Here is a 12,848-nt window from a genome sequence, read left to right on the forward strand (position 1 = left end):
AGGAGGCTTTCTTGGGGAGCGTTAACTCGCCTGAACGGCTGGATGCGGTCAGGCGAGCGTCTGGACGATCAATGAAGGCTTTAACGGGGAGGGGTTCTGCGCTGAACAGCCAGCCACAGGCGTCATTTTTGTGCCATCAGTAACGTCAGCAACTCACGGCAGCACGCTTCTTCTTCCGCGCTGTCTGCGGAAGCCAGATGGCGCAGCAATTCCATACAGCTTTTTTCTTTGCCTGCTTCCATTAACTCTTCGATAAGAAAATTAAGTTTGTCCTGCTCAGACGCGGCAAAGGAGGACTCAAACGTATTCCGGGCCGGGAGGGTGTGGTTCACCGGCAGAGTGAGGGTGTTTTGTACTGGCATATTATTGTCCTGTTTCGGGTTAAAAAATGCACTGGTGTTGCTATTAAACTTATACAGTGATCAGCTTTTTGTACAGGAATCTGCCGGATTGATTTTTACGCCGGGGCTAAGCGTAGCGCGGCTTCGGCGTAAATGCTGGCGAATCATTCAGTTAGCAGGAACGATAATTTCTGAAAAAGCGGGCAGGTTTTAAGTCAAATCCGGCAGGCAGGGAAAATCACACAGTATTGTGTCGGTTCAGCACGCGGCCCGCCGGGCCGCGTGGGTTATTTAGCGGTGAGAAAATCTTCGCGTTGCGGCGTAAACGTATCCAGCAGCACACCCGCCTCAAGGCAGACGCAGCCATGAACCACATCAGGGGCCTTGTAAAGGGTATCTCCAGGGCCGACTTCCCGCGTTTCACCGTTAATGGTGAAGGCAAAGCGTCCGCTCAGCACATAGGTCAGCTGCTCATGGGGATGGTGATGCAGTGGGCCAACCGCCTCTTTTTCAAAACTGACTTCAACTGCCATCATGGTGCCGCCATGCGCCAGTACGCGGCGGGTTACGCCACGCCCCAGATCGTCCAGCGGTGAGTCTTTATGGTAGATAAACATCGTATCCCTCATGTGGTAGCAGGCACTGCAATGGCCGTTTTGTGATGGCTCTCACAGCGCGCAGGTGAATTAGCCCATGCACTTTAGTGCTTTTTCATTAAAATGAAACGGTGTTTCATTTAATTTATAAGGGTAGATCATGAAAATCGCATTAATGATGGAAAACAGCCAGGCCGCAAAAAACGTTACCGTGCTGAAAGAACTGGAGGGCGTTGCACAGCCGCTGGGCCATCAGGTCTTCAACGTCGGGATGAGCGATGAGCAGGATCACCATCTGACCTACATTCACCTTGGCATTCAGGCCAGCATTCTGCTCAACAGCCAGGCGGTTGATTTCGTGGTCGCGGGTTGCGGCACCGGACAGGGCGCGCTGATGTCCCTTAATATCCATCCGGGCGTCGTCTGCGGCTACTGTATCGATCCGGCCGATGCTTACCTGTTCGCACAGATCAACAACGGGAACGCCTTATCCCTGCCATTCGCCAAAGGGTTTGGCTGGGGTGCAGAACTCAACCTGCGCTTTATCTTTGAAAAAGCGTTCACCGGCGAGAAGGGCAATGGCTATCCGCCAGAGCGTAAAGAGCCGCAGGTGCGTAATGCCGGACTGCTGAACCAGGTTAAAGCCGCCGTGATCAAAGAGAACTATCTCGACACCCTGCGCGCCATCGATCCTGAACTGGTGCGTACCGCGGTCAGCGGCCCGCGTTTCCAGCAATGCCTGTTTGAGCAGGGTAAAAATCAGGAGATCGTTGCCTTTGTGCGTCAGCTGACGCACTAAGCTTTCCGATTCCACGAGGCCGGTCTGACCGGCCTTCTTTATTCTCTCCCGACGTCCGCAAATGTTCAGCCCGGCTGCGCCTGCACCGGAGGGCTATGACGACTCGCCTGCACCAGCATCCGCGTGTAGGGCATCGCAGCGCGGTTGGCTACCAGCGTCGGCACATCCAGCGTCTCCAGCACTTTGCCCTGTTGCATGACCGCCACACGATGACAGAGGTGCGCCACCACGCCGAGATCGTGCGTAACCATCAGGTAGGTCAGCTTCTCCTGCTGCTGCAGATCGCTCAGCAGATTCAGGATCTCTGCCTGCACCGACACATCCAGCGCAGAGGTCGGCTCATCCAGCAGCAGCACGCGTGGCGCTAAAATCAGCGCACGGGCAATTGCTACGCGCTGTCGCTGACCTCCCGAAAGCTGGTGGGGATAGCGCGTCTGCCAGCCGCGATGCAGCCCGACCTTATCCAGCATTGCCAGCACCCGCTGCTGACGCTGCCCGATGGCGTGAATCTGCAAGGGCTCCTCAAGAATATCACCCAGCGTATGACGCGGATGCAGCGAGCCATAAGGATCCTGAAACACCATCTGCACCTGACGACAGCGCGCACGATCAATGCGGTGCGTCAGCGGCTGACCATTAATCGCCAGCTCTCCCTGCCAGTGAGTAAACAGGCCCGCCAGGCATTTCAGCACCGTGGTTTTGCCCGATCCTGACTCGCCCACAAGCCCGAAAATTTCACCCTGTTCAACCCGCAGATTCACGTCAGACAGCACCTGATTGCGGCTGTCTGCTTCACCAAAACTGAGACTGAGATTTTTCACATCAATCATCGCAAACTCCTTAGTCTGTTAACCAGCTGGCGTGACGTTGTAACACCGGCAGGCGCGTGCGCCGGTGATCAAGGTCGGGCAGTGCTGCCAGTAATCCCTGCGTGTAGGGATGTGCAGCGCGGTCAAGTTCGCTGGCGGCCAGCGACTCCACCACACGTCCGGCGTACATCACCAGCACCCGGTCGCAGAAATTGCGAACCAGATTGATATCGTGACTGATAAAAATCAGTCCCAGCCCGCGAGCCTTCACCAGATCATCCAGCAGCGCCAGAACCTGCAGGCGAACCGACACATCCAGTGCCGAGGTCGGTTCATCAGCAATCACCAGTTCCGGCTCGGTGATCAGCATCATGGCGATCATCACGCGCTGTCCCTGACCGCCGGAAATTTCATGAGGATAGCGCTGATAAACGCCTTCAGGATCGCGGATCTGTACCTCTTCCAGCATCGCCAGCGTCCGCTGACGGGCAGCCGCTTTCTGGCCGCGATGATGACTGCGCCAGGCTTCGGCAATCTGATCGCCAACCCGGATCACCGGGTTCAGCGAATATTTCGGGTCCTGCATGATCATTGAGATGCGTTTGCCGCGAATGGCGCGCATCCGGGCCGGGCTGGCATGCAGCAGGTCGATATCGCCAAACTGCATCCGGCTCGCCTCAATGCGTGCTTTCGCCGGATGCAGATGCAGCAGGGCGCGGCCCACGGTCGATTTACCGGAGCCGGACTCGCCGACAATCGCCAGCTTCTCGTGGCCGAGCTGAAAGGAGACGCCGCGCACCGCCGGGGTTATCTGGCGTCCGTTAACAAAGTTCACGTGCAAATCGCGCACGTCGAGCAACGGCAAGGCGTTACTCATTGCGGGGATCGAGCAGGTCACGTAGGCCATCTCCTAAGAAGTTAAATGCCAGGCTGTTAATCAGGATCGCCAGACCGGGCACGGTGACCACCCACCAGCACTCCAGCATGTAGGTGCGGCCACTGGCGATCATCGCGCCCCATTCCGGCTCAGGCGGCTGCGCACCCAGCCCGAGGAATCCCAGCCCGGCGGCGGTCAGAATAATGCCCGCCATGTTCATGGTGATGCGGATAATCACCGAGGGCAGGCAAAGCGGAATAATGTGCTTCCACAGCACCCGCAGCGGCGATGCGCCCTGTAAACGCACCGCCGAGATAAAGTCCGCCTGACGCAGCGACAGCGTTTCGGCGCGCGCCAGACGCGCAATCGGTGGCCAGGCGGTGAGCGTAATGGCGATGACCACATGCTCCAGGCCTGGCCCCAGCGCCGCAACAAACGCCAGCGCCAGGACCAGACTGGGAAAGGAGATGAAAATATCGGTGACGCGCATCAGCACGCCATCAACGTTGCCACCAAAGTAACCGGCGGTGACGCCCAGCAGCAGGCCCAGCGGGCCGACCGTAACCGACACCAGCAGCACGATGTAGAGCGTGATGCGCGCCCCCCACACCAGACGGCTGAAGATATCCCGGCCAAACTCGTCAGTGCCGAACCAGTGGGCCGCGCCGGGCGGCGTCAGGGCGTTGTCCAGATTCTGAATCAGCGGATGGTACGGCGCGATCCAGGGGGCAAACAGCGCCACAATGCAAAGCAACAGCACGATGCCGCCGCCGATGGCGGTCAGGGGATTGCAGGCCATGCGCCAGAGAAAGCCGCCACAGCGTGCCGCAAAACGCTGGCAGCGCGCCAGCCGCTCGCGGGTGTGACCGGCGGAAGGGGCATCAAAGGAGATCGTCATACTTTGGTCCTCGGATCAAACACCTGATAGAGCAGGTCGGAGATCAGGTTAAGCAGCACAAAAATCAGGCCGACTATCAGCACACAGCCCATCACCGCATTCATGTCGCCCAGCATCAGGCTGCCGGTAAGGTAGGAGCCAAAGCCGGGCCAGGAAAAGACCGTTTCAATCAGCACTGCGCCCTCCAGCAGCGATCCATAAGCCAGCGCCACCACGGTCAGCAGCTGCACCAGGATATTGCGGAAAGCGTGCTGCCAGATCACCTGCCATTCGGTCAGGCCTTTGACCCGTGCGGTCAGAATGAACTCCTGCGACAGCTGAGCGAGCATAAAGCTGCGCGTCATCCGGCTGATGTAGGCCATAGAGTGAAAGCCGAGCAGCGAGGCGGGCAGCACCAGATGATTCAGGGCATTCAGGAACACCTGTTTGTTGCCCGCCAGCAGGGCGTCAATCAGCATAAAGCCGGTGCGACGTGGCACGATGCCATCCAGGCTGAAGTCCACCCGTCCTGCGCCGCCGACCCAGCCGAGGTGGGCATAGAACAGCAGAAGGCCCATCATGCCCACCCAGAATATCGGCGTGGAGTAACCGGCCAGGCTGACCATTCGCACCAGATAGTCGATAACGCTGTTACGTCGCGCCGCCGCCAGCACACCCAGCGGAACGCCAAGCCCCGCGCCAATCACAATCGCCAGTGTGGCCAGCTCAACCGTGGCCGGAAAGACGCGCAGAATGTCATGCACTACGGGCTGGCCGGTCAGCAGCGCATGGCCCAGGTCGCCCTGCAGCAGCGCATGCAGGTAGAGGCCAAACTGCACCCACAGCGGTTTATCAAAGCCAAGCTGATGGTAGACCTGCTGATAGGTGGCCTGATCGGCGTCGGGGCCGACAATCGCCAGCACGGGATCCAGCGGCATCACCCGGCCAATAAAAAAGGTCAGCAGCAGCAGGCCGAAAAGCGTGATTAACACCTGCACCACGCGATGGCTGATGCGGCGGCACTGATGTCGGGTCAGGATGAAGGTCATGGCGTGTCTCCCGTCAGGCGATCAGGGGTTTTCCAGACGTCTCGCAGGAAGGTGGTTGCAGAAGGGTGCGGCTGATACGCCTGCACCCGGTTGCTGACCACCACGGAGTCGAGCATCTGCGACAGCGGCATCAGCGCGGGAACCAGCTGGTCATAGCGCTGCTGAATGGCGAAATAGGCCTGCTGCTGGCGGGTTTTGTCGCGTTCCACCAGTGCCTGATCGATCATGCGGTTGAGCTGCGCGTCGTAAAAACCGGTGCGCCAGCCCTGGAAGTTGGTCAGCCGGGCGCTGTCGGCATTGTTCGGGTTGTAGACCAGCGCCCGCAGGCTGGAGTGGGGATGCGGCTCCACGCCGCTGCCGCCGCGTCCGACCAGCAAATTAAACTGGCGATCGCGCATCGCGCCATAGATCTGGTTGCCGGTGCCGGTAATGATTCTGGCGCGAATCCCTCCCTGGAGCAGCGTGGACTGCACCGCGATGGCGATATTCAGAAACGGCTGATCGGCCAGTACCCGCAGCGTGGTGTCAAAACCGTCCGGATAGCCCGCTTCAGCCAGCAGGGCGCGGGCGCGTGGCACATCAAGCCGGTAGCCGGGATCGGGCAGCGTAGCGGGCATCCCCGCCTGAATCGGCCGCTGATGCAGTTCGCCGTAGCCGGTCATCAGGCTTTTATTGATGCCCTGATAATCGACCAGGTAGCGCACGGCCTCACGTACTTTACGATTGCCGAAGTGGGGATCTTTCATGCTCATCGCCAGATAGTAGATCGTCCCTTTTCGGACGGCGTCGATGGACAGATCAGGGTCGTGACGCAGGGCGCGTACATCGGGGATCGCCATGTTGCTGGCGATATCCAGATCGCCTTTCTCCATCATCAGCCGCAGGGTCTGCGACTCCTGCAGATGACGGAACACCACCCGTGACATCTTCGCCTCACCGCGCCAGTAGTCAGCGGAACGACTCATGCGCAGCACATCTTTCGCCTGCCAGATATCCAGCCGGAATGGGCCGGAACCCGCTTCGTGGGTGGTGAGCCAGCGGTTGCCCCAGTCGCCATTGACCTCATGCTGCTGCACCGTTTTGCGGTCCAGCACTACCATGCTGCCCAGCGCCGCCAGCGAGTAGATCACCAGCTGCGGATCGTTAGGCTTTGGCAGGGTGATCACCAGCGTGCGATCGTCGGGTGCGGTGATCATCTGATCCACGTTGTCGCGGCTGAAGCCGTAAGACTTCCACACCGACGCCTGTGCCAGGTTCAGGTGCAGCACCCGCCGCATTGACCAGACTGCATCGGCGCTGGTGAGCGGATTGCCGGAGTGAAACCTGACGTTATCGCGCAGGTGAAAGGTCAGGGTGCGGTTATCGGGACTGACTGACCAGCGTTCCGCCAGCGCCGGGCGCACCCCGGTGAGCTGCTGCGGATTAAGCTCAACCAGGCCGTCATAAAGATTCACCACAATGCCCACGACTTCGTTGCCGGTCATGGCGGCCGGATCCAGAGTGAGCAGGTTATTCATGTTCATGCCGACGATCAGCTGGTCATCCGGGGTCTGCGCCTGAGCGGATGCGCCGCCCGTCAGCATCAGCAACGCGACAAGCCATGCGCCACATCGTTGTGTCAGAGTCATAGGTAAAGTCCAGCAGGTCAGAGGGTATTCCCGTTTACCGCGCTGTCACGGCTGCGCGGTAACGGGGTTATTATTGTTTGCCGTACTTTTTTACCAGCGGTTCAGCGTGTGGGTCTCAATCCAGCTGAAGTTGATATCCTCACCCAGTCCGCTGCGGGTGGGCAGGGTGACAAAGCCCTGATCGTCCATCGGATCAATCAGGCTGTTGAGGTAGGCGGGCGGCGTCTCATAATCCAGGAAGGGATGCAGCAGGCCGCGCTCATACCAGCGGCAGTTGCGGATCGCGCCAACCACCGCCAGGCTGGCCGCACCGTTGCCGTGGACTTCGCAATCCATGCCAAACGCCTCGGCCAGACTGGCCACTTTCAGGGTGGCGGAGATGCCGCCCACACCATTGGCGCCTGCCCGCAGAATGTCGCAGGCACCCGCACGCACCCAGTCGGCACGGCTGTGATGCTTGCCGCCCAGGCTCTCCGGACCGAGCACGTCAATTGAGAGGTTGTCTGCCAGCCAGGCGTAAGAGGCCATACTCTCTTCCTCCATCGGTTCTTCAAACCAGGTGAAGTTAAGCGTCTCCAGCGCCTTGCCGATGGTCAGCGCGTCACTGCGGCTGTACCAGTGATAGCCATCCAGCATCAGTGCGATATCCGGGCCTACCGCTTCACGCACCGCTGCACACGCTTTAATGTCCATCGCCGGGCTGGGCGCAAAGGAGACCGGCGGCATCCAGGTGTGCAGCTTGATCGCCTGATACCCCCGCGCCACCAGCTTTTCTGCAAACTGTGCATACGCATCCGGGGTCGATAATCCACCGCTCAGCTCGTCGCCACACATGGTGCTGCCGTAAGCCGGGATCTTCTCGCGATAGCCCCCCAGCAGTTTATGCACCGGCTGTTTCAGCCTGCGACCAATCATGTCCCAGAGTGCCTGCTCGACCGCGGAAAGCGCCCGCTCGGTGAGCTGGTGGGCACTGCCGCGCTGCCAGTGCACCAGCGACTGCCACAGGCGCTCGCGGTCAAAGGCGTTCTGACCGATCAGCACGTTGCGGAAGAAGGCATTCACCACATGGGGGCGCACCACTTCCGGCGGCGCAAAGGCGTAGCCGCAGTCGCCCTCCTCGCTGGTCAGGGTCAACAGCGCCATCTGCGCATCCTGTTCCGGGCCGGGATGGGAGTGACCGGCGCTGTCGGCGCAGCGCCGGGTGGGGTAGGTAAAAAGGGTGACATCAATGGCGCTGATCTTCACGGTTATGCTCCTGTGGCAGGCTGTCCTGATAAATTATTAAAACGTTGTTTCATTTTTAATCTAGCGTTCACAATTCATTAACGCACTGGAAAAAACGATACGATTAATGGCTAATATGTGTGCAGTCGCCCAGGGTGTTGTGAGCATATTCACGAAAGCTGACCGTTTTGTGAGCAGCGACACGCTGCGTTTTTGCTCTCGTGTCGCGTTCGTTTTAGCAGCCACTCAGCCTGTTAACGCTGCGGCAAAAAACATTTAACCGGATGACTTCCCCTGACCCTGTTTTTAGGTGATAGTAACGCCGCTTTACATTAATAATTCTCATTATCATTTGTGCGGGTTTTCATCATGAAAAAATGGTTTTTAGCGCTGGGGCTGCTCACGCTGGCAGGGACGGCTTCGGCCAAAATGATTACCGATGTTGCAGGCCGTCAGGTCGAGGTGCCGCAGGAGGCAAAGCGCATCATTCTGGGTGAAGGCCGTCAGATGTATCTGCTGGCGGCATTTGATACCGACGCCCCGTTCAAACGGGTGATTGGCTGGCGTGATGACTTCCCGAAAGCGGACTGGGACGGTTATCAGGCGTATGAGAAACGCTATCCCGACATTAAAAAATTACCGACCTTTGGCGGCGCGAAAGATGGCACTTTCAACGTTGAGCAGGCGTTAACCCTCAAGCCCGATCTGGTGCTGATGAATCTGGAATCAAAAGCCGCCACCGATGAGGGCAAGCTGATTGAAAAACTGCAGGCCGTTGGCGTACCGGTGGTGTTTATCGACTTCCGCGAAGCCCCGATGGTTAACGCGGAGAAAAGCATCCGCATCATGGGCGAACTGGTGAACAAACCGGCGCGTGCGCAGGAGATTATCACCTTCCGCCAGCAGCAGATTGACCTTGTCACGTCGCGCCTGAAGAACTTCACCGGCTATCGCCCGAAAGTGATGATCGACCGTGCAGGCGGCTACAGCGACGAATGCTGCATGTCGTTTGGCAATGAGAACTTTGGTCAGATGGTGGAAATTGCAGGTGGCCGCAACATCGCCAGAGACCTGATTCCTGGCACCTTCGGGACGGTGAATCCGGAGCAGATCATTGCCAGTCAGCCGGACGTGGTGGTGGTGACCGGCGCTAACTGGAAAAACTACAACACCGTGGGCAAATGGGTCGGCGTCGGTCCGGGTGCCAACGCCACCGACGCCACCGCGCGTCTTAAAGCCCTGATGATGCGCGATGCCTTCAAAACCCTGCCAGTGGCGCACAACGGCAACGTCCACGCCATCTGGCATCAGTTCTACGACAGCCCCTATCAGTTTGTGGCGATCCAGGCGCTGGCGAAATGGCTGCATCCCGATCTGTTTGCCGATCTCGATCCGGATGCCACCTTCCGCGCATTCCACGAGAAGTTCCTGCCGCTGCCTTACCAGCCAGGCTACTGGGTCACGTTACCCGCTGACAAGCCCTGACTGACCGGCGATGACAGGGACGTCATCCGCCTGATGTGCAATTCCTCCTGAATAAACCCGCTGTTTCTCTTCAGATTTACTAATCTTTTACAGGCGCGGGGTCGGTTACGCTGAGCAGCGCGACATCTGACCCGGTCCGCATTCACGTTGAAAAATGGAGAGAAACATGCGCAATACCCTGGGAAGATCGGCATTTGCCGTGACGCTGTATGCTCTGCTGGAGCCGGTGCCGCTGGGCTTTTTTGTGGCGGCCTGGCTGTTCGATATTCTCTACACCCAGACCTTTGTGCTGTTCTGGACGGATGCCGCAGGCTGGCTGATTGCGCTGGGACTGATACTGGCGATCGTGCCGCGTCTCATTGCGCTGGTGTATCAGTTTCGCGGCAGTGACCGCGCGGAAAAGGCCCATTTCTGGCTCTGGCTGGTGGCCATCATCATCGCTATCGTCAATGCGTTTATTCACAGCCGTGATGCCGCCGCTGTGATCCCGCTGGGCGTAACGCTCTCAACGCTGGTGGTCGTGCTGCTGCTGCTGGCGAATGTGCAACTTGCGTTACGTCAGCGTAGCGCTTAAGGAGGAGCCATCATGAAGATACCGCATAAAACGCTGCTCGCGCTGACCCTGACTGCCATGCTGGCAGGCTGTGATGACGGTGCGCTGGTCGATCCGCAAAAGCAGATCGGTCCGAACCCCGAACTGCCGCAGGCGCAGAACTTCTTTATGCCGCCGATGCAGGTGCCGGAGGGCACGCCCTGGAAAGCGGGCGAGATGCCAAAAGTGGCTGACGGGCTGAAGATTGAAAAGATTGCTGAGAATCTGCAGCATCCGCGTCAGGTCTATGTGTTGCCGAACAACGATGTGCTGGTCGCGGAATCCAACGGCCCGCCAAAACCGACCACCCGGCCTAAACAGTTGATCATGGGCATTGTGCAGAAAGCGTCAGGTAAGGGCGGTGCAGGCGGCAATCGCATTACGCTGCTGCGCAACGTTAATGGCAAATGGGAACAGCATCGCTTTATTGAGAATCTGCACTCGCCGTTTGGTATGCAGCTGATTGGTAATACGCTCTACGTTGCGAATGCTGACAGCCTGGTGAAATTCCCCTACCGCGAAGGCGAGACGGCGATCCGCACCGCGCCTGAAGAGGTGACGGAACTGCCGGGTGGGCCGATTAACCACCACTGGACCAAAGCGCTGTTAGCCAGCCCGGATGGCAGCAAGCTCTACGTGGGTGTCGGCTCTAACAGTAACGTCACCGAAAACGGCATTGGCGCAGAGTATCGCCGTGCGGCGGTACTGGAAGTGGATGCGGCCAGCGGTGCCAGCCGTATTTATGCCAGCGGACTGCGCAATCCGACCGGCTTACAGTGGGAGCCGCAGAGTGGCAAACTGTGGGCCATCGTTAACGAGCGTGATGAAATCGGCTCCGATCTGGTGCCTGACTACATGACCTCGGTGCAGGAGAAAGGCTTCTACGGCTGGCCTTACAGCTACTTTGGTCAGCATGTTGATACCCGTGCCGAACCGCAGCGTCCTGACCTGGTTGAGAAGGCGATCAGGCCGGATTATGCCCTCAGCTCGCATGTCGCCCCGCTGGGCCTGCTGTTTTACGGGGGTGATAACATGCCGCAATACCGTGGCGGCGCGTTTATCAGCGAGCATGGCAGCTGGAACCGGACGCCGCTGAATGGCTACAAAGTGGTGTGGGTGAAGTTTGAAAACGGCAAGCCGGTGGGGCAGCCGCAGACGGTGGTCTCGGGCTTCCTGACGGACGATGAAAAGCAGGTGCGTGGATTGCCGGTCGGTCTCGCCAGCGATAAACAGGGCGGCGTGCTGATTGCTGACGACGCAGGGAACACCGTCTGGCGTATCAGCGCCGCGAAGTAAGTTCTGCACGCATTCTGTTATCGCCGGAAAGCAGGCATAAAAAAAGGATTTGGCATCTCGCCAAATCCTTTATTTTTTTGTTCGCTACCCGGCTGGTAACCGCGCTGCGAACGAGGTGCTCAGCACTCTCCACAAACAAGATTGTAAAATGTGCGGCTAAGGATTTCAAGTTTCGCCAAAATACTGTATGTTTATACATGTGTTGGGTGTTGAGCATCGCCTCATTGTCGACTGGCCGCTCCCAGGGGCACGGTTTTAAAATCCCGGCAGGCATCAGGTGGTGCTGGCCTGTGGCTTTAACCATGAGTGCCGCTCAGCCCTCTCCACAAAGATGTGCTTAGGCACCCGGCGGGTAGAGTCAAAGCCCTGGTTGCCGAACAGCGCGCTCCTGAAAAAGGAGAAGGAAAGTGATGGAACTGACTAAGCTGATTCTGGATCTTATCCGGGTCATCTTGCAGATCATCGTTGCCCTTATGCAACTGACCGGTCACGCAGGTTTACCGGAACTTGAAACAAGGCGGAGCTAACCACTCCGCCTTTTTTCTGTGTCAATTCGCTGTCATTAAAGGCGGGTAAGGTGGGGCGACAAAAGCACGCCGCCGGGGCGTTGCGTATCCTGACCGGGAGTCATATGTCCATAGCCGCCGTTATGCCCGCGCGATTAGCGCACACCTGGATTGATGAGAGTGTGCGGATGCGGGAAACCACCGTGGGTCAGCAGTGTGAGATTCTGGCGCACAGCACGCTGGAATACAGCGAGCTGGGTGACTTTTCTTATGTCGGCGAGTACTGCTGTCTGGCCGACACGCAGGTCGGGCGCTTCTGCGCCATTGCCAATTATGTGCGGATCGGCGCGCCGAATCACCCGATGGACCGCGCCTCGCAGCATCGCTTTACCTACTGCCCGGAGTATTACCACCCCGACGCCCGCCGCGATCAGGGCTTTTTTGCTGCCCGTCGTGCCGATCGGGTGGTGACAGGAAACGATGTCTGGATCGGGCATGGGGTGATTGTGCTGCCCGGCGTTACGATCGGTGATGGCGCAGTGCTGGCAGCGGGCGCAGTGGTGACCAGAGATGTCGCCCCCTACAGCGTGGTGGGCGGTGTTCCGGCCCGGCCGCTGCGGATGCGGTTTACCCCTGCGATTGTCGCCCGCCTGCAGCGCATTGCCTGGTGGAACTGGCCGCTGGAGAAACTGCTGGCGAATCTGCCCGACTTTCAGCACGGCGACATCGAACAGTTCTGCCAGCGGCACGGTGAATAACCCTAACGGCG

General features: G+C 58.6%; 13 protein-coding genes. 5 read left to right on the plus strand and 8 right to left on the minus strand.

Annotated elements, in window-relative coordinates:
* Positions 1-122: 122 nt before the first annotated feature.
* Positions 123-362, minus strand: a complete 240-nt coding sequence (locus tag N5J69_RS01130) for a hypothetical protein (protein WP_279767522.1) — start codon at positions 360-362, stop codon at positions 123-125.
* 266 nt (positions 363-628) lie between these two features.
* A complete protein-coding gene (locus N5J69_RS01135; protein WP_279767523.1) occupies positions 629-958 on the minus strand; it encodes a cupin domain-containing protein in 330 nt (109 codons plus the stop codon).
* Positions 959-1,097: 139 nt separating this feature from the next.
* On the opposite strand from N5J69_RS01135, the gene N5J69_RS01140 reads away from it, so the two are divergent.
* Positions 1,098-1,736: an RpiB/LacA/LacB family sugar-phosphate isomerase gene (locus tag N5J69_RS01140; protein WP_279767525.1), complete on the plus strand. Its 639-nt coding sequence runs from the start codon at positions 1,098-1,100 to the stop codon at positions 1,734-1,736.
* 65 nt (positions 1,737-1,801) lie between these two features.
* On the opposite strand, the gene N5J69_RS01145 is transcribed toward N5J69_RS01140, so the two are convergent.
* The 6 genes from N5J69_RS01145 to N5J69_RS01170 all read right to left on the minus strand — a co-directional run bounded on the left by N5J69_RS01145 (position 1,802) and on the right by N5J69_RS01170 (position 8,221).
* Positions 1,802-2,566: an ABC transporter ATP-binding protein gene (locus N5J69_RS01145; protein ID WP_279767527.1), complete on the minus strand. Its 765-nt coding sequence runs from the start codon at positions 2,564-2,566 to the stop codon at positions 1,802-1,804.
* A gap of 10 nt (positions 2,567-2,576) precedes the next feature.
* Positions 2,577-3,443 (minus strand): ABC transporter ATP-binding protein, encoded by an 867-nt coding sequence (locus N5J69_RS01150; RefSeq protein WP_279767529.1) that lies wholly within the window; start codon positions 3,441-3,443, stop codon positions 2,577-2,579.
* Complete coding sequence (locus N5J69_RS01155; protein WP_279767530.1) at positions 3,415-4,320, minus strand: ABC transporter permease; 906 nt, start codon at positions 4,318-4,320, stop codon at positions 3,415-3,417. Before N5J69_RS01155 ends, N5J69_RS01150 begins: the two co-directional genes overlap by 29 nt.
* Positions 4,317-5,348 carry an ABC transporter permease gene (locus tag N5J69_RS01160; RefSeq protein ID WP_279767531.1) on the minus strand — a complete coding sequence of 344 codons (1,032 nt, stop codon included), beginning with the start codon at positions 5,346-5,348 and terminating at the stop codon, positions 4,317-4,319. Before N5J69_RS01160 ends, N5J69_RS01155 begins: the two co-directional genes overlap by 4 nt.
* Entirely contained in the window at positions 5,345-6,976 is a 1,632-nt protein-coding gene (locus N5J69_RS01165; protein WP_279767532.1) for an ABC transporter substrate-binding protein, read from the minus strand. Before N5J69_RS01165 ends, N5J69_RS01160 begins: the two co-directional genes overlap by 4 nt.
* Positions 6,977-7,066: 90 nt before the next feature.
* The gene (locus N5J69_RS01170) at positions 7,067-8,221 is read right to left on the minus strand and encodes a mandelate racemase family protein (RefSeq protein ID WP_279767535.1); all 1,155 of its coding nucleotides are present in this window, start codon (positions 8,219-8,221) and stop codon (positions 7,067-7,069) included.
* Positions 8,222-8,569: 348 nt separating this feature from the next.
* Here N5J69_RS01170 and N5J69_RS01175 point away from each other — a divergent pair, with 348 nt between their 5' ends.
* The 4 genes from N5J69_RS01175 (at position 8,570) to N5J69_RS01190 (ending at position 12,837) form a co-directional block, all read left to right on the plus strand.
* Positions 8,570-9,685 carry an ABC transporter substrate-binding protein gene (locus N5J69_RS01175; RefSeq protein ID WP_279767537.1) on the plus strand — a complete coding sequence of 372 codons (1,116 nt, stop codon included), beginning with the start codon at positions 8,570-8,572 and terminating at the stop codon, positions 9,683-9,685.
* A gap of 166 nt (positions 9,686-9,851) precedes the next feature.
* Positions 9,852-10,259, plus strand: coding sequence for a DUF2231 domain-containing protein (locus tag N5J69_RS01180; RefSeq protein ID WP_279767539.1), 408 nt, complete (start codon positions 9,852-9,854; stop codon positions 10,257-10,259).
* 12 nt (positions 10,260-10,271) lie between these two features.
* Positions 10,272-11,573 carry a sorbosone dehydrogenase family protein gene (locus N5J69_RS01185; protein WP_279767541.1) on the plus strand — a complete coding sequence of 434 codons (1,302 nt, stop codon included), beginning with the start codon at positions 10,272-10,274 and terminating at the stop codon, positions 11,571-11,573.
* A 631-nt stretch (positions 11,574-12,204) separates the two neighbouring features.
* Entirely contained in the window at positions 12,205-12,837 is a 633-nt protein-coding gene (locus tag N5J69_RS01190; protein ID WP_279767543.1) for a DapH/DapD/GlmU-related protein, read from the plus strand.
* The last annotated feature ends 11 nt before the right edge of the window (positions 12,838-12,848 follow it).

The organism is Pantoea sp. GD03673 (assembly GCF_029844725.1).
Taxonomy (GTDB): Bacteria; Pseudomonadota; Gammaproteobacteria; order Enterobacterales; family Enterobacteriaceae; genus Pantoea.